This is a genomic window from Pseudomonas lactis, assembly GCF_001439845.1.
GTDB classification, from domain to species: Bacteria; Pseudomonadota; Gammaproteobacteria; order Pseudomonadales; family Pseudomonadaceae; genus Aquipseudomonas; species Aquipseudomonas lactis.
Genome location: NZ_JYLO01000018.1, coordinates 48,928 through 74,588, shown reverse-complemented (window position 1 = coordinate 74,588; position 25,661 = coordinate 48,928). Strand labels below are relative to the sequence as shown.

At 61.1% G+C, this 25,661-nt stretch carries 27 protein-coding genes and 1 pseudogene; 14 read left to right on the top strand and 14 right to left on the bottom strand.

Annotated features, from left to right (window positions below; translation table 11 throughout):
- Positions 1-477: 477 nt before the first annotated feature.
- Positions 478-1,509: an HTH-type transcriptional regulator GntR gene (gene gntR / locus TX24_RS26540; RefSeq protein ID WP_167348434.1), complete on the bottom strand. Its 1,032-nt coding sequence runs from the start codon at positions 1,507-1,509 to the stop codon at positions 478-480.
- A 212-nt stretch (positions 1,510-1,721) separates the two neighbouring features.
- Between gntR and TX24_RS26535 the strand changes: the two genes are divergently transcribed.
- A complete protein-coding gene (locus tag TX24_RS26535; RefSeq protein ID WP_003193705.1) occupies positions 1,722-2,255 on the top strand; it encodes a gluconokinase in 534 nt (177 codons plus the stop codon).
- 84 nt (positions 2,256-2,339) lie between these two features.
- On the top strand, positions 2,340-3,692 hold the full coding sequence (locus tag TX24_RS26530) for a GntP family permease (RefSeq protein WP_003193703.1): 1,353 nt from the start codon (positions 2,340-2,342) through the stop codon (positions 3,690-3,692).
- Between the two features lie 133 nt (positions 3,693-3,825).
- Here TX24_RS26530 and alaC read toward each other — a convergent pair whose 3' ends face one another.
- Positions 3,826-5,037, bottom strand: a complete 1,212-nt coding sequence (gene alaC, locus TX24_RS26525) for an alanine transaminase (RefSeq protein ID WP_034134341.1) — start codon at positions 5,035-5,037, stop codon at positions 3,826-3,828.
- 195 nt (positions 5,038-5,232) lie between these two features.
- Between alaC and TX24_RS26520 the strand changes: the two genes are divergently transcribed.
- Positions 5,233-5,715 (top strand): GyrI-like domain-containing protein, encoded by a 483-nt coding sequence (locus TX24_RS26520; protein WP_003193700.1) that lies wholly within the window; start codon positions 5,233-5,235, stop codon positions 5,713-5,715.
- Positions 5,716-5,781: 66 nt separating this feature from the next.
- On the opposite strand, the gene TX24_RS26515 is transcribed toward TX24_RS26520, so the two are convergent.
- On the bottom strand, positions 5,782-6,273 hold the full coding sequence (locus TX24_RS26515) for a GNAT family N-acetyltransferase (protein ID WP_003193698.1): 492 nt from the start codon (positions 6,271-6,273) through the stop codon (positions 5,782-5,784).
- 145 nt (positions 6,274-6,418) lie between these two features.
- Between TX24_RS26515 and TX24_RS26510 the strand changes: the two genes are divergently transcribed.
- The 4 genes and pseudogenes from TX24_RS26510 to TX24_RS26495 all read left to right on the top strand — a co-directional run bounded on the left by TX24_RS26510 (position 6,419) and on the right by TX24_RS26495 (position 8,956).
- Entirely contained in the window at positions 6,419-6,838 is a 420-nt protein-coding gene (locus TX24_RS26510) for a YybH family protein (protein ID WP_003193697.1), read from the top strand.
- A gap of 42 nt (positions 6,839-6,880) precedes the next feature.
- A complete protein-coding gene (locus TX24_RS26505; RefSeq protein ID WP_003193695.1) occupies positions 6,881-7,234 on the top strand; it encodes a YciI family protein in 354 nt (117 codons plus the stop codon).
- A 25-nt stretch (positions 7,235-7,259) separates the two neighbouring features.
- A complete protein-coding gene (locus tag TX24_RS26500) occupies positions 7,260-7,736 on the top strand; it encodes an SRPBCC family protein (protein WP_034134338.1) in 477 nt (158 codons plus the stop codon).
- A pseudogene (locus tag TX24_RS26495) lies at positions 7,733-8,956 on the top strand (RNA polymerase sigma factor). The gene TX24_RS26500 and the pseudogene TX24_RS26495 overlap by 4 nt, the downstream one beginning before the upstream one ends.
- A 137-nt stretch (positions 8,957-9,093) precedes the next feature.
- Here the strand turns inward: TX24_RS26495 and TX24_RS26490 are convergent.
- Positions 9,094-9,948: a LysR family transcriptional regulator gene (locus tag TX24_RS26490; RefSeq protein ID WP_057711759.1), complete on the bottom strand. Its 855-nt coding sequence runs from the start codon at positions 9,946-9,948 to the stop codon at positions 9,094-9,096.
- Between the two features lie 88 nt (positions 9,949-10,036).
- Here TX24_RS26490 and TX24_RS26485 point away from each other — a divergent pair, with 88 nt between their 5' ends.
- On the top strand, positions 10,037-10,501 hold the full coding sequence (locus TX24_RS26485) for a multidrug/biocide efflux PACE transporter (protein ID WP_034134337.1): 465 nt from the start codon (positions 10,037-10,039) through the stop codon (positions 10,499-10,501).
- 79 nt (positions 10,502-10,580) lie between these two features.
- Here TX24_RS26485 and TX24_RS26480 read toward each other — a convergent pair whose 3' ends face one another.
- On the bottom strand, positions 10,581-11,339 hold the full coding sequence (locus tag TX24_RS26480) for an SDR family NAD(P)-dependent oxidoreductase (RefSeq protein WP_057711758.1): 759 nt from the start codon (positions 11,337-11,339) through the stop codon (positions 10,581-10,583).
- A 106-nt stretch (positions 11,340-11,445) separates the two neighbouring features.
- Here TX24_RS26480 and TX24_RS26475 point away from each other — a divergent pair, with 106 nt between their 5' ends.
- Positions 11,446-12,342, top strand: coding sequence for a LysR family transcriptional regulator (locus TX24_RS26475; RefSeq protein WP_034134336.1), 897 nt, complete (start codon positions 11,446-11,448; stop codon positions 12,340-12,342).
- On the opposite strand, the gene TX24_RS26470 is transcribed toward TX24_RS26475, so the two are convergent.
- Positions 12,339-13,256 carry a LysR family transcriptional regulator gene (locus TX24_RS26470; RefSeq protein ID WP_057711757.1) on the bottom strand — a complete coding sequence of 306 codons (918 nt, stop codon included), beginning with the start codon at positions 13,254-13,256 and terminating at the stop codon, positions 12,339-12,341. The two genes, TX24_RS26475 and TX24_RS26470, sit on opposite strands and share 4 nt — an antisense overlap.
- A gap of 249 nt (positions 13,257-13,505) precedes the next feature.
- Between TX24_RS26470 and TX24_RS26465 the strand changes: the two genes are divergently transcribed.
- The 3 genes from TX24_RS26465 to TX24_RS26455 are packed head-to-tail and all read left to right on the top strand — an operon-like array spanning position 13,506 to position 16,170.
- On the top strand, positions 13,506-14,264 hold the full coding sequence (locus tag TX24_RS26465; protein ID WP_003193683.1) for a 5-oxoprolinase subunit PxpA: 759 nt from the start codon (positions 13,506-13,508) through the stop codon (positions 14,262-14,264).
- Positions 14,265-14,320: 56 nt separating this feature from the next.
- Positions 14,321-15,199, top strand: a complete 879-nt coding sequence (locus tag TX24_RS26460; protein WP_057711755.1) for a 5-oxoprolinase subunit B family protein — start codon at positions 14,321-14,323, stop codon at positions 15,197-15,199.
- Positions 15,196-16,170 (top strand): 5-oxoprolinase subunit C family protein, encoded by a 975-nt coding sequence (locus TX24_RS26455; RefSeq protein ID WP_057711745.1) that lies wholly within the window; start codon positions 15,196-15,198, stop codon positions 16,168-16,170. Before TX24_RS26460 ends, TX24_RS26455 begins: the two co-directional genes overlap by 4 nt.
- Before the next feature lie 118 nt (positions 16,171-16,288).
- Here TX24_RS26455 and TX24_RS26450 read toward each other — a convergent pair whose 3' ends face one another.
- From TX24_RS26450 to TX24_RS26440, 3 genes are all read right to left on the bottom strand, one after another.
- Entirely contained in the window at positions 16,289-17,308 is a 1,020-nt protein-coding gene (locus TX24_RS26450) for a transporter (RefSeq protein WP_003193678.1), read from the bottom strand.
- 145 nt (positions 17,309-17,453) lie between these two features.
- The gene (locus tag TX24_RS26445) at positions 17,454-17,768 is read right to left on the bottom strand and encodes a PepSY domain-containing protein (protein WP_003193676.1); all 315 of its coding nucleotides are present in this window, start codon (positions 17,766-17,768) and stop codon (positions 17,454-17,456) included.
- A gap of 94 nt (positions 17,769-17,862) precedes the next feature.
- Entirely contained in the window at positions 17,863-18,990 is a 1,128-nt protein-coding gene (locus TX24_RS26440; RefSeq protein ID WP_003193673.1) for a glycerophosphodiester phosphodiesterase, read from the bottom strand.
- Positions 18,991-19,222: 232 nt separating this feature from the next.
- Between TX24_RS26440 and TX24_RS26435 the strand changes: the two genes are divergently transcribed.
- Positions 19,223-19,546: a DUF2025 family protein gene (locus tag TX24_RS26435; protein ID WP_057711743.1), complete on the top strand. Its 324-nt coding sequence runs from the start codon at positions 19,223-19,225 to the stop codon at positions 19,544-19,546.
- A gap of 564 nt (positions 19,547-20,110) precedes the next feature.
- Here TX24_RS26435 and TX24_RS26430 read toward each other — a convergent pair.
- Positions 20,111-20,431, bottom strand: coding sequence for an antibiotic biosynthesis monooxygenase family protein (locus TX24_RS26430; RefSeq protein WP_003193670.1), 321 nt, complete (start codon positions 20,429-20,431; stop codon positions 20,111-20,113).
- Complete coding sequence (locus TX24_RS26425; RefSeq protein ID WP_057711741.1) at positions 20,428-21,135, bottom strand: CTP synthase C-terminal region-related (seleno)protein; 708 nt, start codon at positions 21,133-21,135, stop codon at positions 20,428-20,430. Before TX24_RS26425 ends, TX24_RS26430 begins: the two co-directional genes overlap by 4 nt.
- Positions 21,136-21,215: 80 nt before the next feature.
- Here TX24_RS26425 and TX24_RS26420 point away from each other — a divergent pair, with 80 nt between their 5' ends.
- Positions 21,216-22,100: a LysR family transcriptional regulator gene (locus TX24_RS26420; RefSeq protein WP_057711739.1), complete on the top strand. Its 885-nt coding sequence runs from the start codon at positions 21,216-21,218 to the stop codon at positions 22,098-22,100.
- A gap of 25 nt (positions 22,101-22,125) precedes the next feature.
- Here the strand turns inward: TX24_RS26420 and TX24_RS26415 are convergent, their stop codons facing one another.
- The 3 genes from TX24_RS26415 to TX24_RS26405 all read right to left on the bottom strand — a co-directional run bounded on the left by TX24_RS26415 (position 22,126) and on the right by TX24_RS26405 (position 25,583).
- Positions 22,126-23,445: a methyl-accepting chemotaxis protein gene (locus TX24_RS26415; RefSeq protein WP_003193665.1), complete on the bottom strand. Its 1,320-nt coding sequence runs from the start codon at positions 23,443-23,445 to the stop codon at positions 22,126-22,128.
- A 253-nt stretch (positions 23,446-23,698) separates the two neighbouring features.
- Positions 23,699-24,766, bottom strand: a complete 1,068-nt coding sequence (locus TX24_RS26410; protein ID WP_003193663.1) for a diguanylate cyclase — start codon at positions 24,764-24,766, stop codon at positions 23,699-23,701.
- 187 nt (positions 24,767-24,953) lie between these two features.
- Positions 24,954-25,583: a TetR/AcrR family transcriptional regulator gene (locus TX24_RS26405; protein WP_003193662.1), complete on the bottom strand. Its 630-nt coding sequence runs from the start codon at positions 25,581-25,583 to the stop codon at positions 24,954-24,956.
- Positions 25,584-25,661: the final 78 nt, after the last annotated feature.

Genomic DNA, 25,661 nt, shown 5'->3' with positions numbered 1-25,661 from the left:
CCTGGAATGGGCTGCCGCCGTATCGCTACTAAACGAGGGTGGCAACTGTACGCAGGTTAGTAGACCGGTGGACACTCAAAGCCGGCGCACCCGAAAGTGCCCTACGCACAGCCGCCATTAACGCGGGCAGACTTATGCACTTAGAGTGACCGAACTCGGGCTACTAAACCCGATCACCGAGAAATTCAGCGACCGTCAAACCTTAGAGACCGCCACCGAGGCGCACAAGCCGGCGGATTCTGACGTAAGCGTAGGCAGCGGAGCAAGGCGCTTACTGCAATGTCAGGCACTTCCTACAGGCGTCCCACAGCGCTCTGACTGCTCTTACACGATTACGTAGGAAATCTGAGTTTCAGGTGGTTCAGTTAAAAATTTATTGATTGACCCACCGCCTTCGCGAGCAAGCCCGCTCCCACAGGGGATCTGTGCCAGGCGCTGATTCTGTGGGCACCACATTGATTGTGTTCGGCTCGACGCTCAGGTGCTCTCGCGCACCTGCAACTCAAACCCCATATCCACCACCGGCTTGGCCACCTTGTTGCCCGCCATGATCGTCAGCAGATGCTCCGCCGCTCGGCGCCCGATGGCTTCCCGTGGCGTGCTGATGCTGCTCAGGCGCGGCACCATGAAGGACGAGGCGGGCAGGTCGTTGAAACCCAGCACGGCTACACGTTCCGGCACCTTGATGCCGTGGCGCAGGGCTTCGAGCAGGGCGCCCTGGGCCAGGTCGTCGTTGCCGAAAAAGATCGCGTCCACCTCCGGGTGGGCGGCCAGCAGTTGCAAAAACAGTTCGCCACCCAGGCCCACGGAGGACGGGCGTGGCGTCAGCAATTCCAGCGCCGGGTCGTACAGGCCGGCCTGTTGCAAGGCGCGGCGAAAGCCTTCGCCACGCAGCAAGGTGCGTTGGTCCAGTTGGGCGCCGATATAGGCCAGGCGCTTGCGACCCCGGGACAGCAAGTGCGCGGCCGCGGTCTGGCCGGCGGCCAGTTGCGAGAAGCCCACGCAGTTCACCCCTGCATTGGGGTCCAGATCCATCATGTACACGCAGGGCACATTGCTGGCCTCGACCATTCGTCGCGCGCTTTCGGTGCGGTCAAAGCCGGTCAGCAACAAACCCCGCGGCTGGTAGGCCATGTAGTTGCGCAGCAGGTCTTCTTCTTCATCGCGCGAATAATGGGAGTTGCCGATCAGTACTTCAAAGCCCTTGGGCCGCAGTACCTGATGGATGGCTTCCAGGGTTTCGATAAACAGCAGGTTGGAGAGTGACGGCACCAGTACCACCACCGAATGGCTTTGCGCCGAGGCCAGGGCGCGGGCGGCGGGGTTGACCACGTAGCTCAGTTCGGCGGCGGCCTGTTGCACTTTTTCCACCAGTTCGGTGGCCACCGTGCTGATGCCGCGCAGGGCGCGGGAGGCGGTGATCGGGCTGACGCCAGCAAGGCGCGCCACTTCATTGAGGGTAGGGCGGCCCGTTGTGCGGGTATTTTTATCGTTCTTGGAGGTCATCAGGCGGCTTGCCAAACAAAAATCGAGGCACTAAGGTAGCGCTGTCTCCAAAGGGCTGCAAATTATTGAACCTAGGGTTGCCTGATCCGGTTCGAATGATTGGAGCGGATGCACGCGTCACTCCATAAAAATGACAAGTCGGCGCGGGAAAAGCCTGTTTTTGCACTAGCCTTACGCTATGCAAAGGTAGCGCTATCTGCGTCCTGAGGTGTTTCATGAGTCAACCTGTTACCGCCCTGGTCATCATGGGTGTTTCCGGCTGTGGCAAGTCCAGCGTCAGCCAAGCCCTGTGCGCCCTTAACGGCGCCACTGCCATTGAAGGCGACAGCTTTCACCCTGCCGCGAACATCGAAAAGATGAGCGCCGGCCACCCCCTCAACGACGACGACCGCGCCGGCTGGCTCGATATCCTGTGCGATGAACTGCGCCGCGCGTTGAAAGCGGGCGAGCATCCTGTACTGACCTGTTCGGCCCTGAAGAAAAAATACCGTGACCACCTGCGCGAAGCCGCGCCGGGCCTGGGTTTTGTCTTCCTGGAGCTGACCCGCGAAGTCGCCGCCGACCGCGTGTCTCACCGCCCCGGCCATTTCATGCCGGCCAGCCTGATCGACAGCCAGTTCGCCACCCTTGAATCGCCCAAGGGCGAGCCGCTGACCCTGGCGCTCAACGCCAGTGAAGACAGCGTCGAGGAACTGGCCGAGCAGACCAATACCTGGTGGCACAAGCACGGCTTTGAACCTACTCATTAATTTTTTGCCGGAAAAGATAGCGCTATCCCCGGCAGGAAGTTCAACACCCGCTTTAATAACAACAACAAACAGGAGAGACCCCCCATGTTTGGCATGTCCCACGAGTCTTACCTGCTGCTAGATGCAGTAGTCACTATCATCGGGTTGATCGTACTGATCACCAAGTTCAAGGTGCACCCGTTCATTGCACTGATCATCGCGGCCGGTTTCCTCGGCCTGACCTCGGGCATGCCCGTGGACAAGATCATCAAGGCGTTCCAGGACGGTTTCGGCGGGGTGCTCGGCTTTGTCGGCATCATCCTCGCGCTGGGCACGATGCTCGGCAAGATGATGGCCGAGTCTGGCGGTGCCGATCAGATCGCCCAGACCCTGATCCGCGCCTTCGGCAAGGAAAAGGTCCAGTGGGCCATGATGTTCGCCGCGTTCCTGGTGGGCATCCCGCTGTTCTTCGAGATCGGCTTTGTGTTGCTGATCCCGCTGGTGTTTATCGTCGCCCGGCGTACCGGTGTATCGCTGATCAAGATCGGCATCCCGCTGCTGGCCGGTCTGTCGGCAGTGCACGGCCTGGTGCCACCGCATCCAGGCCCGCTGCTAGCCATCGGCGTGTTCGGCGCCGATATCGGCAAGACCATCCTGTACGGCCTGATCGTTGCTCTGCCGACCGCCATCATCGCCGGCCCGATCTTCGGTACGTTCATCGCCAAGTACATCCCGGGCAACCCGTCCCAGGAACTGGTGGACCAACTGGCCCGCGAGCCGGAGAACAAAGACCTGCCGAGCTTCAGCATCACCCTGATCACCGTGCTGCTGCCGGTGTTCCTGATGCTGCTCAAAACCTTCGCCGACATCGCCTTTGCCGAAGGCAACGTGGTGCGCAACTGGATGGACATGATCGGTCACCCGATCACCGCCTTGCTGCTGGCGTTGCTGCTGTCGCTGTACACCTTTGGCCATCGCCAGGGCATCCACTCCAAGCAGATCCTCAAGTTGCTCGACGCCAGCCTTGCGCCGACCGCCGCGATCATCCTGATCATCGGTGCCGGTGGTGGCTTCAAGCAGATGCTGGTCACCAGCGGTGTGGGTGACGTGATCGGCCATATGGCGGTGAACGCGCAGATCAACCCGATCCTGCTGGCGTGGCTGGTGGCGGCGGTGATTCGGATTGCTACCGGTTCAGCGACGGTTGCGACCATTACCGGTGCGGGCATTGTGGTGCCGGTGGTGGGCATGATCCCTGGGGTTAACCGCGAGTTGCTGGTGCTGGCGACGGGCGCAGGTTCGTTGATCCTGTCTCACGTCAACGATGCGGGGTTCTGGCTGGTCAAGCAGTACTTCAACATGACCGTGGCCGAGACGTTCAAGACCTGGACGGCGATGGAGACCATTCTGTCGATCGTGGCGCTGATCTTCATCATGTTGCTGTCGTTGGTGGTGTAACAGGCACCGCAAAACAAATGTGGGAGCTGGCTTGCCTGCGATAGCATCACCTCGGTACATCTGAAACACCGAGGTGTCTGCATCGCAGGCAAGCCAGCTCCCACATTGATTGGGTTTCTTCAGGTGGATCAGGTCAGGCTTTGCTGACCAACCCATCCGCCCTGAACATGCCGCGTATCCCACGCACGGCCTGGCGAATCCGGTCCTGGTTTTCGATCAGCGCAAAGCGCACATGATCGTCGCCATACTCACCAAAGCCGATCCCCGGCGACACACACACCTTCGCTTCCAATAGCAGTTTTTTAGCAAACTCCAGCGAGCCCATGGCGGCATATTGCTCGGGAATCTTGGCCCAGACGTACATCGACGCCTTCGGGTTCTCCACCATCCAGCCCAGCTCATGCAGGCCCTTGACCAGCACATTGCGGCGCTGGCGGTACTGCTCGGCGATGTCTTTGACGCACTGTTGGTCGCCTTCCAGCGCCGCAATTGCCGCCACTTGCAGCGGGGTGAAGGTGCCGTAGTCGTGGTAGCTCTTGATGCGCGCCAGGGCGTTGACCAGTTCCGGGTTGCCCACCATGAAGCCGATGCGCCAGCCGGCCATGTTGTAGCTCTTGGACAGGGTGAAAAACTCCACCGCAATGTCCTTGGCGCCGGGCACTTGCATGATCGAGGGGGCTTTCCAGCCGTCGTAGACGATGTCGGCGTAGGCCAGGTCGTGCACCACCAGTACGTCGTACTGCTTGGCCAGGGCGATCACCCGTTCGAAGAAGTCCAGTTCCACGCACTGCGCGGTGGGGTTGGACGGAAAGCCCAGGATCATCATCTTCGGCTTGGGGATCGAGCCGCGAATCGCGCGCTCCAGCTCAGCGAAGAAATCCACGCCGGGTATCAGTGGCACCGAACGTACCTGGGCGCCGGCGATCACTGCGCCGTAGATATGAATCGGGTAGCTGGGGTTGGGCACCAGCACAGTATCGCCCTGGTCCAGGGTGGCTAGCATCAAGTGCGCCAGGCCTTCCTTGGAACCGATGGTCACGATGGCTTCGGACTCGGGGTCGATATCCACCGCGTAACGATCCTTGTACCAGCGCGAGATTGCCCGGCGCAGGCGCGGGATACCTTTGGAGGTGGAGTAGCCGTGGGTGTCGTCACGTTGGGCGACGGTGACCATTTTCTCCACGATGTGGGGAGGCGTGGCGCCGTCAGGATTACCCATGCTCAAGTCGATGATGTCTTCGCCGCGCCGACGCGCAGCCATCTTCAGCTCGGCAGTGATATTGAAAACATAGGGGGGGAGTCGATCTATGCGCGCAAAGCGGCGCGGCGAACCTTGGTCTGCCATTGTTGCCTCGAGGTACGTAAGCGCCCGGAACCGTCCGAGCGACGTCGGCCACTGCGGTGGCCTGCGGGGCAGACAATACGGGCGATGATGGCCAGTTGTCCAGATGCGTCGAAAATTTTTCTACATGGAGTACGAGGTGGATATGCCCCTATACTCGATGCGGGTTTGTTCCCTCATAAGAAGGAGACTGTTCGTATGGATCAGCAGACAAAAAAACCGTTGGAGCTACGCCTGGAAGCTGGCAAGGCCCTGGTGATCGCCGGGGTGCAAGGGCGATATTCGAAGGCCACCGTGGGCGATATCCCACGGCTGTGGGAGTTGTTCGATACCTGCATCAAGGACCTCAAGAAGCGCGTCGGCGGTGTGACCTACGGGGTGTGCCATAACCCGCATCACGGCGAATTCGATTACCTGGCAGGTGTTGAAGTCCCGGCCAAGAAGGACGTGCCGAGCAATTTCGAGGTGATCGAAATTCCGCCACTCAACTATGCCGTGTTCCCCCACTACGGGCCGGTGCAGGCGCTTGAGCAAACCTACGAACGCATCATGTTCGAATGGCTGCCGCACTCGGGCTACAAGGTCATGGGCGCGGATTTTGAGCGCTACAGCGCGGATTTCGATGCCAGGAAGGGTACGGGCACGGTGGAAATCTGGTTGCCGATCGGGGAGCGGGGCTGACACTGCACCTGATGTCACGTAAACAGGACATGCACGAATGGAAGTCATGTTTACGTGACATTGCCGCTATGGATTAAGCCTGAAGCTCAAACGGCGCTCATACCCCACCCGGCCCTTGTACGCCTCGCCGCGATCCACCCATCCCGCCCCCAGATACAACCCCATCGCCGCCCGATTGTGGGTGTCCACTGATAGCTCCAACCCCTTGATGTGCGGCCACGCCTCACGCGCCAGGGCGGGCAGTGCCTGCAAACATGCCTTGCCGTATCCACGCCCCTGCTGATGCCGGTCTACCTGTAGCGCGTGGAGTGTGGCGCTGTGTTCATCGGCCCAATGAGGCAGGCACGGCGGGCGCTTGAGCAGCAGGAACGCCACCGGAAGGTCATCGGCCAACAACGCAAAGCCCTTGACCCCAGGGCTTGGCTTGGCGAGCAGAGTGTTGAGCGCGCAATACATATCACCGCAAAACGGCAGTTGTTCAGGGTGAACTTCGATGGCGCCGACTTGCTGTTGTTGCACAGCATTCAGCGCCTCGTAGGCGACGAGGCGGGTTTGCATCGGGCTATCCGAACGGCTGCAAGGGAGGGGGCAGTTTATCGGGTTTGGGCCACGGGAAATTATTTTTCAGGGGGATGTCGATTTCCCTCGAGGCCATTCGACTAAGGGTGTCTTCCGTGATTGTCCACCCCAAGGAGTCATCGCCATGAGCACTGCAATCAAGAGCTTGATCGAGCAATGGAAACACGCCGTCGTCAGCCGTGATATCGACCAGATTGTCAGCTTTTACGCCGACGATATCGTCTCGTTCGACGCTGTAACCGCCCTGCAATTCAAAGGCAAGGCGGCCTACCGCGCGCACTGGGAAGCGTGCATGGAGCACTGCCCCGGGCCCGGCATCTTCGAGTTTCATGAACTGCATGTCGTCGAAGCGCCAGACAGCGCATTCGCCCATTGGCTGGCCCACTGCGGCGGCGCCGGGCCGGACGGTGAGGTGAAGGCCTGCTGGATGCGCGTAACCGCCGGCTACCAGCGTATCAATGGCCAATGGAAGGTGGTGCATGAGCACTGGTCGGCGCCGTTTGATATGCACAGCGGCACGGCGTTGTTCGACCTGAAACCTTGAGCACCGCGAACTATAGTCAGTAGTCCGAAAACGGAGAACGCCATGAAATACCTGTGCCTTATCTACAGCGACGAACAGGTGTTGCACACCTCACCCGACAGCCCCCATGACTCGGAATGTCTGGCCTACGCCGAGTCCATCCAGGCCAGCGGGCGCATGCTCGCTGCCGAGCCGCTGGAGTCGGTGACCACCGCCACCACCGTGCGCATGCGCAACGGCAAGCTGTCGATCACCGATGGGCCGTTTGCCGAAACCAAGGAGCAGCTCGCCGGGTTCTACCTGATCGACGCCAAGGACCTCAATGAAGCGCTCCAGGTGGCGGGCGGCATTCCGGCGGCCCGGGTCGGCAGTGTGGAAGTGCGCCCTGTGCGCCAATTGGATCTCTCAACACAATAATCAAAAGCCTTGAGGAGGTTTCCCCGTGAACACTCAACCCGCTCAATTTGAACTGTCCATCAGCCGCTTGATCGATGCGCCGCGCCGCCGGGTGTTTCGCGCCTGGACCGAGCCAACCCTGCTGCAACAATGGTGGGGCCCCCACGGCATGACCACCCCTGAATGCGAGATGAACCTGTGGGTCGGCGGCTTGTTCCGCACCTTGATGCGCGCGCCGGATGGCAGCGAATACCCGACCCAGGGCGTATTCCTGGAGATCGACGCGCCCAACCGCCTGGTGTTTACCGACGCGTTCATGCCGGGCTGGGTGCCTTCGGGCAAGCCGTTCATGAGCGCCGAAGTCACCTTTGAGGAGGTCGGGGGAAAGACCCTCTACACCGCCCGTGCCATGCACTGGAGTGCCGAGGACAAACAGGCCCACGAAGCCATGGGCTTTCATGACGGTTGGGGCCAGAGCCTGGACCGCCTGGTGAAGTTGGTGACCGAGGACATGGCCGATTGACCGCGCAGATCGACGCCATTTACCGCAGCGAATCACGCCGCGTGCTCGCGACGTTGATTCGCGTGCTGGGGGATTTCGACCTGGCCGAGGAGGCGCTGCATGAGGCGTTTTTTGTCGCCGTGCAGCGCTGGCCCTAGGATGGCGTGCCGGATAATCCTCGGGCGTGGCTGGTGTCCACCGGCCGCTTCAAGGCCATCGACCGCCTGCGGCGGCAGTCGCGGTTTACCCCGTTATTGGAGGAGCAGGCCAACGCGCTGGAGGCCGCGCCGTGGAGTGATGAAGACGTGGAAGACGACCGCCTGCGCCTGATGTTTACCTGCTGCCACCCAGCGTTGGCAGCCGATGCCCAGGTTGCGCTGACCCTGCGCGAGATCTGCGACCTGAGCACCGAGGCCATCGCTCACGCTTTTCTTGCCACGCCCACCACCATTGCCCAACGCATCGTGCGCGCCAAGGGCAAGATCCGTGAGGCGAAAATTCCCTATCAAGTGCCGTCCCGGGCCGAATTGCCCGAGCGGTTGGACAGTGTGCTGCGGGTGATTTACCTGGTGTTCAACGAGGGCTATTCGGCCTCGGCGGGTGCCGACCTCACCCGTGAAGACCTGACCCTGGAGGCCATTCGTCTGGGGCGCTTGCTGTTGGAGTTGCTGCCCGAGCCGGAAGTCATGGGCTTGCTGGCGTTGATGTTGCTGCACGAGTCGCGTCGGCCTGCCCGTACTTCTGCCAGCGGCGAACTGGTGCTGTTGGACGCGCAGGATCGTACGCTTTGGGACAGGGTCTTGATCGCTGAAGGCTGCGCACTGGTGGAGCAGGCGCTTACCTCGCGGCGCTTTGGACCGTATTGCCTGCAGGCGGCGATTGCCGCCGTACACGCCGAGGCGCCCAGCGCGGGGCACACCGATTGGCGGCAGATTGTCGGGCTCTACGATGTGTTGCTCAGGGCTGTGCCGTCGCCGGTGATCGAGTTGAACCGTGCGGTAGCGGTGGCGATGGAGCAGGGGCCGTTGGCGGGGTTGGCGCTGGTAGACAACCTTTTGCAGCGCGGTGAGTTGCAGGACTACCACTTGGCGCATTCGGCGCGTGGGGAGTTTTGCCGGCAGTTGGGGCGGTTTGACGAAGCCCGCAGGGCGTACGAAAAAGCTTTGTCCCTGACCCAACAAGCGCCAGAAAAACGCTTCATCACGCGACGCCTCGCCGAACTCAATTCCCCCAGACAGTGACGATCCAAATGTAGGAGGGCGTAAGCCTAATACCTGTAGGAGCGAGCTTGCTCGCGAAAAACTCACCGACGCCGCGTTTCTTCAGGAAGCACGCGTTATCGTTGACGTTCTTCGCGAGCAAGCTCGCTCCTACAGGCTCATTCCAGCATCTTGCCCAGCAACCAGCTCCCCGCAGGCCCCGGCGGCTGTTGCCGCGACCACAGCGCATCCACCGCCACCGAACGCGGCCAACTGCGCACCTTGAGTTCAACCAACTGGTTGCCGCCAAAGCGCTCCACCAGCCAGCGTGGAATCGGTGCCCAGCCAAACCCCAGCTGCGCCATTTCCATCAGCATCAGGTAACTCGGCGCCGACCAGACGCGTTGCTTACCGCGGTTTTCATTGGGGCTGATGATGCTCGCCAAGCGCAACTCCCGGTGTTGTTGCAGCGTGTGCGGGTGAACCTTGCCCAGGCTCGCCAACGGGTGTTTAGGCGAGACGAACAGCGCGATCTCCGTGCGCTCTTCCACCGCAGAGAAGGTCAGATCGGGCGGGTAAACTTCCTGTTTCTCAATAAATGCGATCTGCGCCCGGCCACTTTGCACCAGCGCGATCAGGTCTTCGCATTCCGCGATCAGGCATTCCAGCTCAAGGTCCGGGTAGCGTCGTTCGAAGGCGGTGAGGGCGATCTCGAATCGATCAGACTGATAAGTATCGGACATGGCGATACTCAACTTCGGCTCCAGGCCTTGAGATAACTGACTGGCCGCCAGCTCCAGGCGGCTACTGGCTTCCAGCACTTGCTCAGCCCGTTGCAGCAAAACCTGCCCTGCGGGCGTGAGGGTCGGTTTGCGGCTGCTGCGGTCAAACAGCACCACATCCAGGTCGATCTCAAGGCTGGCCACCGCCGCGCTCACGGTGGACTGGCTCTTGCCCAGCTTGCGCGCCGCCGCGGAAAACGAGCCTTGGGTGGCCGCCTGGACAAACGCCTGGAGCACTTCATGGGAGGCCATGACTATCGCCTTGATCGATGGTTATTGGTTATGAAGTATCGAGACAAAGCCTGATCATGGCAACCATCGTCACTCACGGAGCCGGGTCATGACCCCTACCAAATCCCTTACTGAACGCGTTTTTCAAGCCCTTGGTTTCGAAGGGCTGGCCCTATTGATCTGCACGCCACTGCTGGTGTGGGTCACTGGCCGGCCGGCGCTGGAGATGGGCGCAGTGACCTTGGGCATCAGCCTGTTGGCACTGAGCTGGAACGTGGTGTTCAACAGCCTGTTCGACCGCCTTAAAGCTCGCCTGCAACTGGCCAACGGTGGTTGGACCCGTGTGCTGCACGCGCTGCTGTTTGAAGGCGGCCTGATTCTGCTGGCGGTGCCATTGATTGCTGCCTTGATGAAGATCAGCCTGTTGGAAGCCTTCATCCTCGACATTGGCGTGTTGTTGTTCTTCCTGCCCTACACCTACGTGTACCACTGGGGTTACGACGTCATTCGGGAAAAAATCAGCGAAAAAAATGCTACCCACTGTAGGAGCGAGCTTGCTCGCGAAGATCGCTAACGATAACGCGGGGCCTCTGTAAATACGCGGCGCTCTTGAGTTTTTCGCGAGCAAGCTCGCTCCTACAGGGGGCCGCCGTTTAGAGGAACATCCCGCCCGACGCCTCGATCCGCTGGCCGGTGATCCAGTGGCTGCCATCGGCCAGCAAGATCGAAATCGCGCCGCCAATATCGTCCGGCAAGCCGGCTCGGCCAAGAGCAGTGTTATTGGCCACCATCGCATTCACATCATTGTTATCGCGTACCTCGCCACCGCCGAAGTCAGTGGCAATCGCGCCCGGTGCCAGGGTGTTCACGGTGATACCCCGTGGGCCCAGCTCTTTAGCCTGGTAGCGCGACAACACTTCCACCGCGCCTTTCATGGACGCGTAGGCCGCATAACCCGGCAGGCTGAAGCGCGCCAAGCCGCTGGAGATATTGATGATGCGCCCGCCATCGCGGATCAGCGGCAGCAGTTTTTGCGTGAGGAAAAACGGTGCCTTCACATGGATCGCCACCAGTTGGTCGAACTGGGCTTCGGTGGTTTCGGCAAAGCTTGCGTAGGTGCCAACCCCGGCGTTGTTGATCAGGAAGTTGAAATGATCCTGGGCGAACACATCCTTGAGCAGGGTGCCGATCTGGCCAACGAATGCATCGAAGGTTTCACTCTGGCTGACGTCCAGTTGCAGCATGGCGGCGCGACCGCCCAAGGCCTCTACTTGGGCTATCACGGCTTGGGCTTCGGTCGCTGCGCTGTGGTAAGTGCCGATGATGTCGATGCCTTGCGCAGCCAGGTGCAGGGCGGCGCTTTTTCCAAGGCCACGACTGGCGCCGGTGATGAGTGCGATTTTACGGGTCATGGTGCAGTCCTCAAATGGGGTTAGTGGGATTGAGTGTATTTGTCCGGCCATAACGTGATAAACAGGCTGATATCGGAATCACTGGCCGGATAGGGCGAACAATCACATGAACAAGCTTGAGCTGCTGCGCACCTTCGTACGCGTCACTGAGTTGTCGAGCTTTACCCAGGCCGGCCAAAGCCTGGGCTTGCCGCGCTCTACGGTATCCGAGCATGTGCAGGCGTTGGAGGAGTTGCTGGGCGCACGGCTGTTGCAACGCACCACGCGCAAGGTGCAGGCGACCCAGGATGGTCGGGTGTTGTATGAGCGCAGCAAGGATCTGCTGGCGCATATGGAGGAGCTGGAAGGGTTGTTCCGTCAGGACGAAACCCAATTGGCCGGGCGCATACGGGTGGACATGCCCAATGTCATGGCGCGGGGCTTGATCTTGCCGAACTTGCCCACGTTCATGGCGCGCCATCCTCTGATCGACATGGAGATCAGCGGTTCGGACCGCCAGGTGGACCTGATCGCCGAAGGTTTTGATTGCGTGGTGCGCGTCGGCGCCCAGCCCGATCAAACCGTGGTAGCGCGGCGGGTGTGCAGCATGCCGATGGTCAACTGCGCGAGCGCGGCGTACCTGCAACGGTATGGCGTGCCCGAAACCCTGGCAGACCTGGCGCATCACCAGTTGGTGCATTACGTGCGGCCACTGGGCGCACGCTCGGCCGGGTTCGAGTACTTGGTGGGCAACAAGGTGCAGCGGTTACCGATGGCAGGCCGGGTGACGGTCAACAGCACCGACGCCTATCAGTCGGCGTGCCTGGGCGGGTTTGGCATCACGCAGGTGCCTCAGCTCGGGATACGCGACTTGTTGGCCAGCGGCGAGTTGGTGGCGGTGCTGCCCGATTACCAGGCGCCGCCCTTGGATGTGTCGTTGCTGTACGCCGGTCAGCGGCATCTGCCGTTGCGGGTGCGGGTGTTCATGGACTGGTTGACCGCCACCCTGCAAGCTCATCTTTAACGGCGTGCCGACAGCTGCTGGGGCGCCAGGAACGCGTCGTGGAAGTAATCCCGGAACGCTTGCATCGCTGGGGTAAACGCACGCTCGCGGTGCCAGGCCAGGCCGACGCTCATGGGCGTGACCGGGTCGGTGACGGTCAGGGTTTCGATGCGCTTGCCTTCCAGGGACCAGGGCCGGTGCACCAGGTCTGACAGGATCGCCACGCCGCTGCCGTTGGCAACCATGCTGCGCACCGCCTCCACTGAGCTGGTGCGCAGCCGCACCTTGGGCGTTTGCCCGGCCTGTTCCCAGTAGCGCATGGCGCTGTGTTCGGCTTCATCGACGGTGAGCAAAATGTAGGGTTCTTGGGCCACGTCCGCCAGGCTCACGGCGCCGCGTTCGCACAACGGGTGATGGCTGGGCAGCCACAGGCGGCGTTCGGAGTTGAACAGAATTTCCGAGACGATATCCGCGTGGGTGAGGTTGGCGGTCAGCACCACGGCCATGTCGAACTGGCCGTCGAGCAGGCCCTGTTCGATGGTCTGGCGTTCCTGTTCGAACACCTCGATGGTCACGTCCGGATGCCAATGCTCCATGCGCTGCAAATGGTGCGGCAGGAAATAACCCAGCACCGTGTAACTGGCCGCCACCCGCAGCACGCCGCTGGCGCGGTAGTCCGGCAACGGGCTGTTGAGGGCGTCCTCCACGCTGCGCACAATCACGTAGGCACGGTTGAGAAAATGCCGCCCGGCATCGGTGAGGTTCATGCCCTGGGCCGAGCGCACGAACAACTGCACGCCGAGCATGGCTTCCAGCTCCTTGATCGCCGTGGTCACCGCCGATTGGGAAATATTCAAGTGAATCGCCGCCTGGGATATCTGGCCGATCTCGGCGGTGGCGACGAAATAGCGAACCTGGCGCAAGGTTAAAGACATATCGCACTCTGCTTATTGATCGTTCCCACGCTCTGCGTGGGAATGCCTCTTGTGACGCTCCGCGTCACGGTCTCAAGTGCGGACGCAGAGCGTCCATGGCTGCATTCCCACGCAGAGCGTGGGAACGATCGGGGGGCGAGGATAAAAAGCTATCTGATTTTCAGAAGATGGGCCATCTGATAATAGATCTTCCCAAGGGGTCAAGCCCCAGCCTACTTTGCGGGCATCACCTTTGGCGGAGCGACCTCGATGCAGGCAGTGGATTTCAATTCAGACATGGGCGAAAGCTTTGGCCCCTGGACCATCGGCGACGGCGTCGACGCAGAGCTGATGGCCTACATCAGCTCGGCCAATATCGCCACCGGCTTTCACGCCGGCGACCCCGGCACCATGCGCCGCACCGTCGAGCGCGCCAAGCAACTGGGTGTGGCGATTGGCGCGCACCCAGGCTTCCATGACCTGGTGGGTTTCGGTCGCCGGCATATCAACGCACCGGCTCAGGAACTGGTGGACGACATGCTCTACCAGCTCGGTGCCCTGCGTGAAATGGCCCGCGCCCAAGGCATGACCCTGCAACACATCAAGCCTCACGGCGCGCTGTACATGCACCTGGCCCGCGATGAAGAGGCCGCCCGGCTGTTGGTGCAAAACCTGCAAGTCATCGAGCCCACGCTGATGCTGTATTGCATGCCCAACTCGGTGATCTGGCGCATTGCCAAGGAACTGGGGCAACCGGTGGTGCGCGAGTTCTATGCCGACCGTGAATACGACCGGAGCGGCTCCATCGTGTTTACCCGCAATGTGCGGGCGCTGGACCCCGCCACAGTGGCCGCGCGGGTCTTGCGTGCGTGTCAGGCCGGCCTGGTGCGTACCGTCGAAGGCGAAGACCTGGCGATTGAATTCGATTCCATCTGCCTGCACAGCGACACCCCCGGCGCCCTGGAACTGGTGGAGGCCACCCGTGCAGCCCTGGACCAGGCGGGCATCGACGTCAGAACACCCCAATAAGATCCAACCCTTACTTTTTTGCCTGCCTTTCTACAATGATTCCAAGAGGAACAGACATGGCTGAAACGTCCCCCATCCGCTACAGCTTCGGCGGTGATGAACACCTGTTTGCCGAGGTCAGCGACAGCATGTCCCTGGAGGCTTTTTTCAAGGGCATGGCGGTGACCCGCGCCGTGGAGCGCCTGGCGCTGGAAGGCGTACTGGATGTCTGCCTGGCCAATGCATCGTTCCAGATTCGCTTCGACCCCGACCGCATCGCCCCTCACGCGCTGCTCGACGCCGTGCAAAGCGCCGAAGCCCAGGCCGTGGCCGAGCGCACCTTGCGCACGCGCATCATCGAAATCCCGGTGCTCTATAACGACCCCTGGACTCACGAAACCCTGATGCGCTTTCGTGACCGCCACCAAGACCCCAGCGGCACAGACCTGGAATACGCCGCACGCATCAATGGCTTGGCCGACGTAAACGCGTTCATCGCCGCCCACAGTGGCGCGCCGTGGTTTGTGTCGATGGTCGGCTTTGTCGCGGGCTTGCCGTTCATGTTCCAGATGGTCGAACGCGAGCGGCAATTGCAGGTACCCAAATACCTGCGGCCACGCACCGACACACCGAAACTGACCCTGGGCCATGGCGGCTGCTTTGGCTGTATCTACTCAGTGCGAGGGGCGGGCGGTTATCAGATGTTCGGCGTTACCCCGGCACCGATCTACGACCCGGCGCAGCAGTTGGCGTACCTCAAGGCGCACATGGTGTTCTTCCGCCCTGGCGATATCGTGCAGTTCAAGCCGATAGACCGCGAGGCTTATGACCGGGCCGTCGCCGAGGTGGACGCCGGGCATTTCGATTTACGCATTCGCCCGGTGGAATTTTCCCTGGATGCCTTTCTCGCCGACCCCATCGGCTATCCGAAAACCCTGCAGGAGGCGCTGGCATGATCAAGGTCCTCAAACCTGGCCTCGCCACCTCCGTGCAGGACCTGGGCCGCGAAGGTTATTACCACTTGGGCATCCCGCCGTCGGGGGCGCTGGACCAATACGCGTTGAGTGCGGCCAACCACTTGGTGGGCAACCCCGTGGGCGCGGCGGGCCTGGAATGCACGCTGATCGGGCCAGAGCTGGAGTTCCAGCAGGACGCGCTGGTGGCCCTGAGCGGCGCCTTGATGTCGCCGCGCCTGGACGGTGAAGTGGTGCACCAGGACACCGCCTTTGCCGTGCGCGCCGGGCAGGTGCTGCGGTTCGAATTTCCCAAGGCCGGCGCACGCACCTACCTCGCCGTTGCGGGTGGTATCGACGTGCCGTTGGTGCTCGGCAGTCGCTCCACCTACACCCTCGGCGCCCTCGGCGGGTTTAATGGCCGGCGCTTGCAGGAGGGCGATCAATTGCCGATCGGTACCGCCAGCGGTACCGGGCGTGCGGGCAACAGCTTGCCGATGGCGTTGCGGCGTTCGGTCGGTGGTGATGTGACATTGCGAGTGGTGCCGGGGCTGTATTACGAGCGTTTGACTGACGAGGCCAAAAGCAGCTTTTTTGCCGAGCCATGGACGGTGGGCTCCGAGGCCGATCGCATCGGCTATCGCTTCAAGGGCGGCAGCGCGTTGAGCTTCCAGCCACGGGAACAGCCGTTTGGCGCGGGCTCCGATCCTTCCAACATCGTCGACAGTTGCTACCCGATTGGCTCGATTCAGGTACCGGCAGGGCTCGAACCGATTGTGCTGCACCGCGATGCGGTGTCGGGCGGTGGCTACGCGATGATTGGCACGGTGATCAGCGCCGACCTGGACTTGATCGGGCAGATGCAGCCCAACCAGCGGGCGGGGTTTGTGGCGGTAAGTCTCGAGGAGGCTTTGGAGGCGCGGCGGGTGTACAAGAAGCGGCTCAAAGCGATGGCTGGACTCTTCAGTCACTGACCCGACGCATAACCCCTGTGGGAGCTGGCTTGCCTGCGATAGCGGTGAGTCAGCTTGCATTGTGTTGGTTGATCCACCGCAATCGCAGGCAAGCCAGCTCCCACAGTTGGGGCTTATTTCAATTTGAGAATTTGCGAAAGGCCCAACGCCCGGCGATCAGGGTAAAGGTTGCGACCAAGGCCACCAATATCCAGAAGCCTTCCGGGTCTTGAGACAGGGGCACCCCACCCACATTCATGCCAAAAAAGCCGGCAATGATGTTGATCGGCAGCGCCAGCACTGTCACCACCGTGAGGGTGAACAGCGTGCGGTTGCTCTGTTCATTAAGGTTGGCGGCGATCTCTTCCTGCAACAGCTTGATGCGCTCGCCCAGGGCGGTCAGGTCGTTGATGATCAGCGCAAACTCCTCGGTGGATTTGCGTAACTCCTTCACGTCTTCCTTTTGCAGCCATTGCGGCGGGCGATTGAGCAGGCGCAGCAGCGAGCCCGGTTCCAGCGCCAGCAGGCGTTGCAGGCGCACCAGCACGCGGCGGGCCGCACCCAGTTCAGCACGGTTGGTGGACAGGCGCGAAGACAACAGCTGATCTTCGATATGGTCGACGCTGATACTGGTCTTGCGCACGATCTGCGTCAGCACTTCGCCCTGGTCGCGCAGCAGGTGCACCAGCAGTTCCAACGGCGAGCGAAAGTGTTCACCGGCCTTCACCGACGAGCGCAATTTATCCACCGAGTGCAACGGCTGCAGGCGCGCACTCACCAGCAAGCGGCTGCGGGCGCACACCCACAGCGTGGAAATATCCGACGACACCATGCTGCTGAAGTTGAACACCACGTCGTTGACCACCGCCAGCAAGGCCGAGTCCACATGCTCGATGCGCGTGGAGCGCGACCCCTCGTGCAGGGCTTCAAAAAACTCTTCCGGCAGCGACAAGTGCGCCTGCATCCAGCGCTCGCAGGCGGCGTGGGCCAGGTTCAGGTGCAGCCACAGGAATTCTTCCGGGTCTGGGGGTTGCTGCAAGGCGGCGAGGGCTGTGGCGGAATCAATTTGTTGGCCTTTTTCGCCGGGGCGAAAGCGGAAACCGTAAAGCAGGCCAAACAGATCGGAATCCTGGTGGGCATGGTCGATGCTGTGGTTCATGGCGACTCGCAGAGAAAGGGCCTGTAGGACGTTTCACAGGTTCCTAGGCGAATCATTGCAAGGCGGTATGACGGTTATGTGACGGTTTGAGGCGCGCATAAAAAAACGCGCCACCCGAAGGTGGCGCGTTTTTTCAAGGTTCAACTCAGGTGTCTTGCTTGTTTTCCAGCACGGCACCGGTCTTGGCGTCGAGCTTCACTTCAAAGCGCTTGCCGGTGGTATCGGTCAGGTCCACTTCGTAGACGTACTGGTTGGCGACACCGTGTTTGGTGTCCAGCTCAGTGTCAGTGATCGAAGCACCAGGGTGAGTTGCCACGGCTGCTGCGTTGAGTTTGTCGAAAGGCATCACGGCGCCGGACTTGAGCAGGCCCTCGATATGATCCGGACGAACATCCGCCTGTGCCAGGCCGGCAGTCAGGGTCAGGGCGGTGGCAGCGAACAGGGCAGTCAAAGTTTTCATGGTGTGTGTCCTTCTTAGGTTGAGCTGTTTAAGTGGCGCCAGATTAACCGGCGCAACTTAACTCATCCTTAATGGCTCACTGACACCAATGCTTTTAGTACTTATGGTCGTTGAGCAGGTCTTGCACGCTGGACGACGGCCAGCGTTTGTAGAACTTCAGCAGTTCGGCGGCGCGGTTGGTGAAGATGCCGTCGACGCCGGCTTTCATGACTTTCTCGAAGTCCACCGGCTCATCCACGGTATACACATGCACCAGCAGGCCCTTGTCGTGGGTCAGCTTGTTCATTTCAGGCTTCACCAGGTCGGTATAGCTCTGGTCGCCGTGGTCGGTCAGCTCAGCCGACGGGCCGGTGCCGATGGCGCCGAGGCTTTTGGCTTCATCGACCCACTTTTCGAATTCGGCGGCGTCTTTGGGCTCTTGCTTGGCGTAGTAGGCGGCCTTGGTGGTTTCGCCAGACTCGGCGAAGGTCACTTTGGATTTGGGCTCGATACTGCCTTCACCCACCCACAACAGCAGGATTTTCGGGGTATTGGGCATTTCCTTCTGCAGCTCTTTGAGGCTGGCGGTTTCGAAGGTTTGCAGCACCACGCGGCCCTTGCCTTGGCCGACACCGGTGTTGCTCTTGCCCAGCTTGGAACCGGCGGAGCTCAGCCAGCCTTTGTCCAGCAGCTTGTTTTTCAGGTCGGCTTCGATACCGGGGAACTGCTTGGGCTCCTTGGTCTCGATGTACAGGCCGGGTTTGTGCGAGGGGTTGCCTTCGGCGATCTTGATGATGTCGTCCAGGCTCAGGATCTTCAGGCCAACGAAACCAGGGCGCGCGCGGTCCGGGTAGGCGGCGTTGAACCAACTGCCGGCGTCGAGGGTTTGCAGCTCTTTCCAGGTGAACTCGTTGGCGGGTGCGTCTTTGCGCTCGGGAAACTTGGTGGCGACGTCGGTGGTGCGCTGCAGGTTGTTGTCGTGCAGGGCGAACAACACGCCGTCCTTGCTACGTTGCAGGTCCAGTTCCAGGTAGTCGGCGCCCAGGTCGCGTGCAACCTTGTAGGCCGCGGCGGTGGATTCAGGCGCGTCATAGGAAGCGCCACGGTGAGCGATCACGGCAGGGTAGGGGATGCCTTCGTTTGTCGCCAATTCGGCCGGGCTGACCGGCTCGGCAGCCTGTGCCTGGCCAAGGCCGAGCATCAACGCCAGCAGCAAGGCGCTTTTGGAAAACGTGACAGGCATATGCGAAGTCCTTTCGTGGAGGTAACTTTGAGAAGGTGTCCTTTTTAACAATTGATTGCGAACGGCGCTATCACCAAACCGACATTAACGTGCGCACCGGCCAATTTTGTGGACTTTTTTGCAGGGCGTTGCAGTATTCTTACGGGTAGCTGCCCCGTCAGAGGGCGGTAATTTCTGCCACGCGTGTAAACCATCTTTCCAGTCCCTGTGGGACTTTTCAGTGAGGTTTACCATGCGCATCACTTCCGAGCTTATCTGCCAGGCCGCCGACCAACTCCAGGGTTTTGTCGGCCTCAACCGCAAGACCGACCAGTACATCGTGCGTTTCAGCGAAGACTCATTCGGCATGGACGTGGCCGATGACGGCATCATCCCCACAGCCGAGTTCGTCTGGCTGCCGGCCGCCGACCACACCATGACCCTGTGCCGAGCGCGCCTGCAGTTGTTGCTCGACCAGAATATCGACGAGCGCATCAACGTCACCGAGCCGCTACGCGTGTATATGCACCGGGTAGAGATCCCGCAGATCAGCGCGTTGCGTAGTTTGGTGAGTTAGTCGTCCGTCATTTTGCAAACGATGACGAGCAAAGGTGGGAGCTGGCTTGCCTGCGATGGCGGCCTGCCAGCCGACACTTATCTACCTGACACCCCGCGGTCAAAACTGTGGGAGCGGGCTTGCTCGCGAAGGCGGCCTGACAGTCAACACAGTTGGACTGTGTACATATCCATTGCTGCGGTAACGGCCACTTAGGGTTCCGCCCTGACGGCGGCTCACTTTCGAAAGCGCGAAAGTAAGCAAAGCGCTCTTGCCCCACCACTTGGCACCTCGCTTAGGCTCGGTGTGCCCGAACGCAGGCTTGAATCCGTGGGCCGCCGCCACGCGCCATCCATGGCGCGGGGCGGCTAACCCGGCGTCCTGCCGGGTTACCCACGAATTCAAGCCTGCGTTCGGCCAGCGTGGTTTAACGGGGCGCCTGAGATCAAGATCACAAGCAGATCAAGAGCAGGATCAAGAGCGGCTCGCTTCGCATCGTGGTTACCGTCTGCTGCTACAGCCCACAAAGTTGTGTAGATACCTATGGCCATCGCAGGCAAGCCAGCTCCTACAAGGGGCAATATTTCAAGTGGGGAAGGTGTAGGCCCGCTCTACCTTGCACACCCGCGTGTGAAACGCCGCATACCAAGTGGCCCGCCCTTGCTCGCGCACCTGCCGATGCTCGGCCTGCTGTTTCCAGGCCAGGATCGCCGCCTCGCTGGTCCAGTAGGACACAGTGATCCCCAGCCCATCCTCCCGCGCTGATTCCACCCCCAGAAACCCCGGTTGTTGCCTGGCCAGTTCCAGCATGCGTGTGGCGGCCTCGCCATAACCCAGGTCGGCGTCGGTACGCAGCGAGCTGAAAATCACCGCGTAATACGGTGGGGCGGGTGTCTTGGCGATCATGCCGATACCTCCTGGCAGGCTTTGAGCAGCGCAATCGCCAGCGGCGGCGTGATGCCCTTGAGCACGGCGCGTTCGGGCTGGAACAGGGTGGCGACGAAGAACGGGTGGTCGAGCAGTTCCACCGCGCGCAGATCGCCCGCCGAATCGTGGCCGGTGGGGATCAGGTTGGCTTGCAGCAGGGCGTCGGCGAAGGTGGGGTTGATGCCGTAGCGGCAGCGGTATCCTTCGTGGATATCCAGGCTGCCGTAGGCCTGGGCAATGCGCGTGTATGGGGCCAGGCGCACGGTGTCGCTCACTTCCACCAGGGAGCAGTCCAGCGGCGTGATGACGGCGCGCTCAGCATCCGGCATTAATTCGCCGTGCTGGGCATCGGCCCAACCGAGCACGTTGCGGGCATATTCCAGCACGGCATGTTGAAAACCGCCGCAGGTGCCGAGGAAAGGACGACCTTGTTCGCGGGCAAAACGTATCGTCCGCAGGGCGCCGTCGATATCGCGATAGGGGCTGCCGGGCACGCACCAGAAGCCGTCAAAATCGTGCAGGGCAGAGGTGCAGGTGAGGGTGTCGGTGGCCAGCCATTGCACTTGGACGCTCAGGCCCAGAGCGTCGGCGGCCTGTTGCAGGGCCACGGGAATGGCCTGGTGGGCGGTCACATCGGGGTTGTAGTCACCGATCAGGGCAAGGTGCAGCGCGGGGGTTGGCATCGTGTACGTCCCATGGCTTGTGGTGGGTTGATACCCACTATAGATTGGCGCTTACGCAATCAGTATTGGCGTTTGCCCATATGTTCAATGCAGCCACGCACTATCAAATCGACTACGCCGACCTGTCATTGATTCTGGCCCTGGTGCGCGGCGGTACCCTGGCGCGGGCGGCTGCGCTGCTGCGCGTGGATGTGTCCACGGTGTTCCGTGCGGTGCGGCGGCTGGAGGCGGCGCTGGGCCAGACCCTGTTTGAAAAAAGCCGTGCCGGTTATTTGCCCACCGGCCTGGCGAGCAACCTGGCACAACAAGCCGAGCGTGCCGAGCAGGCGCTGGAGGCGGCGCGTATTGGCGTGGAGCAGGGCGGTGAAGTGATCAGCGGTACCGTGCGCCTGACCTGCACCGACTCGGTGTTGCAAGGCTTGCTGTTGCCGGCCCTCGCGCAGTTCATGCCGGCCTACCCGGCGTTGACCCTGGAACTGAGCACCTCCAATGACTTCGCCAACCTCAGCCGCCGCGATGCGGATATCGCCCTGCGCCTGACGAAGGCGCCGCCAGCGCATCTTGTCGGACGCTGCCTGGGGGCGGTGACCTATCAGGTGTGTGCCAGTGCCGACTATGTGCGCCAGCACCCAGGCCATGACTGGGCCAACCTGGCCTGGATCGCGCCAGATGACTTTTTACCCGATCACCCCACCGTCATCTGGCGTCGTGAACATTTGCCGGGCGTGCGTCCCCGTTATCGGTGCAACAGCATGCAGTCGGTGACCGAATTGGTAAGGGCTGGATTGGGCGTGGCGGCACTGCCGGATTTTCTCATGGGCGATGGCCTGCAACCGCTGGGCCCTGCGCTGGCAGGGCACGATACGGCGCTGTGGTTGTTGACGCGGCCTGATTGCCGGGCGTTGCGCTCGGTGGTGACGCTGTTTGATGAGCTGGGGCGGCATGTGCGCTGGCTGCGAAGTTAACCTGCAGACAGCCAGCGCCAATGGGTCAGCGATTACCTCGCTCGTTTGCAAACGCGCTCACCGCCTGTACCGCCTCGCCGGTGCCTTCGCGAATTTGCAGGATCACCGTGCCGGCCTGGTTGGCCAGTTCCACACCCTGGGCGGCGCGGTCGCGGGTGGCGTCCATGCTGTCGATGGCTTGGCGGGTTTCGTCCTGGATCATGGCGATCATGCCGGAGATTTCGGCGGTGGAGCCGCTGGTGCGCGCCGCCAGTTGCCGCACTTCATCGGCCACCACGGCAAAGCCACGGCCCTGCTCGCCGGCGCGGGCGGCTTCGATGGCGGCGTTGAGGGCCAGCAGGTTGGTCTGGTCGGCGATGCCGCGAATGGTGTTGACGATGGCGGTGATCTGTTGCGAGCGCTCGCCCAGCTTGGCGATCAGTTGCGAAGAGGCGTCGATATCCACGGCAATGTCGCGCATGCCGGTGGCGGTTTTCTGAATCACCTCGGCGCCTTTTTCAGCCATCTCCTGGGTGTTCAACGACAGGTGATAAGCCTGGGCGGCGCTCTGTGCGTCAGCGGCATGCTGTAGCACGCGGGCGGTGACGTCCGAGGCGAACTTCACCACTTTGCACAGGCGCCCGCTGGCGTCGTACACCGGGTTGTAGTTGGCTTCCAGCCACACCACCTGGCCGTGTTTATCCACCCGCTCGAACTGGCCATTGAACAGCTCGCCCTGATTCAAGCGCTTCCAGAACTCGCTGTAGGCTGCACTATTGGCCAGCTCCGGTGTGCAGAACAGGCGGTGATGCTTGCCCTGAATCTGCGCCAGGCTGTAGCCCATGCGCTGCAGGAAATTGCTGTTGGCGGTGATGATGGTGCCGTCGAGGTTGAACTCGATCATCGCCATGGCGCGGTCGATGGCTTCGAGCTTGGCGTTGGCTTCACTTTCGGCCTGCAGGCGCGGGGTGACGTCCATGGCGTATTTCACCACTTTGATCACGTTCCCCGCTTCATCCCGTACCGGGTTATAGCTGGCTTCCAGCCACACCGAGGCACCGTTGGCGCCTACTCGTTCAAAGGTGCCCGACTGGAATTGGCCGTTGCGCAGGTGTGTCCACAGCTGGTTGTAATCCGCGCTGCGGGCGAACGCCGGGGTACAGAACATCCGATGGGGCTGGCCCAGGATCTGTTCGGCGCGGTAGCCCATGGTCTTGAAGAAGTTGTCATTGGCGCGCAGCACGGTGCCTTGCAGGTCGAATTCGATCACGGCCATGGAGCGCTCGATGGCGTCCAGCAGGCTGGTCTGTTGGGCAAGGCTGTGTTGCAGGGTACTGATGGTTTTCTTGTGAGCGTGAAATAGCATGGTGGAGGGCTCGGGCATGCAAGCGTATGCGGGGTCCATGTATTTGCGCCTGACCCCGTAGGGCCCCTGGCCTTACGGTTGACTTGCTCATTGCCAGCTTCCTGATGCTGACAGAGGGGGTGGAACAACGGTCTCAGAGTGATCAATCGGCCTGGAAGTTCGCCCATCAGGCAGGACTATTTTGGCCAGGCGACCAATGGCGGCATTATGCTATTGCAGCAGGTGGGCGGAGCAAGATTCGGACGAGGTGTCATCAGACAACTGAGGCTGAATGAACGGCCGTGCATTCGCTGATCTTGACGCGGTTGCGGCCGCTGTTTTTGGCGGTGTACAACGCGCGATCCGCCGCATCGAGCCACATGACCGCGTCCTTGAACGACGGGTGGAAATCCGCCAGGCCAATGCTCAGGCTCACGCGCAGGTCCGGGATCTGCGCATGACGATAGCCGCTGAAGGTTTCGCGTAGATGTTCCATCACCTGCGCAGCGGCGTGCAGCGGCATTTTCGGCAGAATCACACTGAATTCATCGCCGCCGTAGCGGCCGGCCAGGTCTTCTTCGCGCAAGTGTTCGCGCAGCGCCTGGCTCAACTGGAGCAGAACCGCGTCACCGACGGTGTGGCCATGTACGTCATTGATGTGCTTGAAGTGGTCGATATCGATCAAGGCAATGGTCGCTTGGCCTTGTTGCTGCTGGCACTTGTGAAACTTGATGTTCAGCAGGTCTTTCCACGAACCATGGTTGAGCAGGCCGGTAAGGCTGTCGACGCGGCTCAGGGCGCTGAGGGCGCGTTTGTGTTCCGACAGTTTGATCGCTAACTGGTAACAGACCATGCCGATGGCCATCGGGTAGAGCGTCAGCATCGGCAGGCAGGTGTAGACCTCGGTGAGGCTGACGCTGGGGTCGAACTTGACGTCGAACAGGCCCCAGGCCACCGCGATACCGGCCGCCTGTGCCAGCAACCCGCGCAGGAACAGGCGTTTGCCACCGGCTGCGACGTTGTTCATGGCCATCATCGACAGAATGGTCACCGCTGTCAGTGGCGAAAACTGAGTGGCTGCGGCCCAGAATCCGCCCAGCAATGAGTCATACAGCAGGTTGCGTTGTTCGGCCTGGTAGGGAAACGGCGAGCGGGTGGAAATCAGGTACGCCACGTGCGGCCAGGCAATGCCGTTGAACAACAGCAACGCCCAGACCCAACCGGGCATCGACAAGGGATACAACGCCCCGATCACGCTGATGCTGCCGATACCCAGGCCGATAATCCTTGGCGTGTAGATTCGCCTGGCAAATGAAAGCCCTTTGCCTCGTCTGTTTTCCATAGTGTCCTGGGTCAACTTTTTTTGCGGGTGCAACAGCACGCGTCAACGGGCAGAGCCGGTGGTCGGATAAGAAAGGTGAATTGTCGATTATTCGCGTGGGAATAATCAGTGTCCTTCCAGGCCATTTGCGCAAAACAGCGGGTAAAAGCGCCAGAAACGACCTTAAATGTCGCGCCTGCAACAGGGGTTACTGGGGCGGGCGCTGCGTGCTGACTTCGTAACCGGCGAGGAACAGGTCGATGGCCGATTCGATGACGTGGGCCTGTGCGGCAAGGTCGAGGGTGGGCTGGCCGAGGGTGATTTGCGGCCAGAACGCAAAGGCCTTGAGCAGGCTTTGGATCTGATGGGCGGCGAACGCCGGGTCGGTGCAGGTGAGGCGGCCGTCTTCCTGAGCGGCGCGTACCCATTGGGTAAAGCCTTCTTCCCGCGCACTGAGGCGGTTGACCATGTCTTGCGCGCGCTCCGGCGAATGGATGGTGGCAGCAATGGCCACGCGTGCCAGGTCGAGGAAGTTGGCGTCCGACATCATCTGCATTTTCGCTTCCAGCAACGTGCGCAGTTGGTCGCGCAGCGGGCGGTCGCTGGTGTAGATCACGTCCAGTTGGGCAACGCTGCTGGCCCACAACTGGTGGAGGATCTCGGCGAACAGTTCTTCTTTACTAGGAAAGTGGTTGTACACCGTGCGCTTGGAAACGCCCGCAGTGGCGGCGATTTTGTCCATGCTGGTGACCTCGAAGCCGTTCTCGCGAAATTCGGCAATCGCCGCCGCCACGATGGCTTCGCGTTTACGCTCGGTGAGGCGTTTGGGGGCAGTCATGGAAGGCATTCGACTCAACAATGAAATTACACCGGGCAGTTTACTTGCTCCGGATTTTGTTGCAATCTAGAAACTACA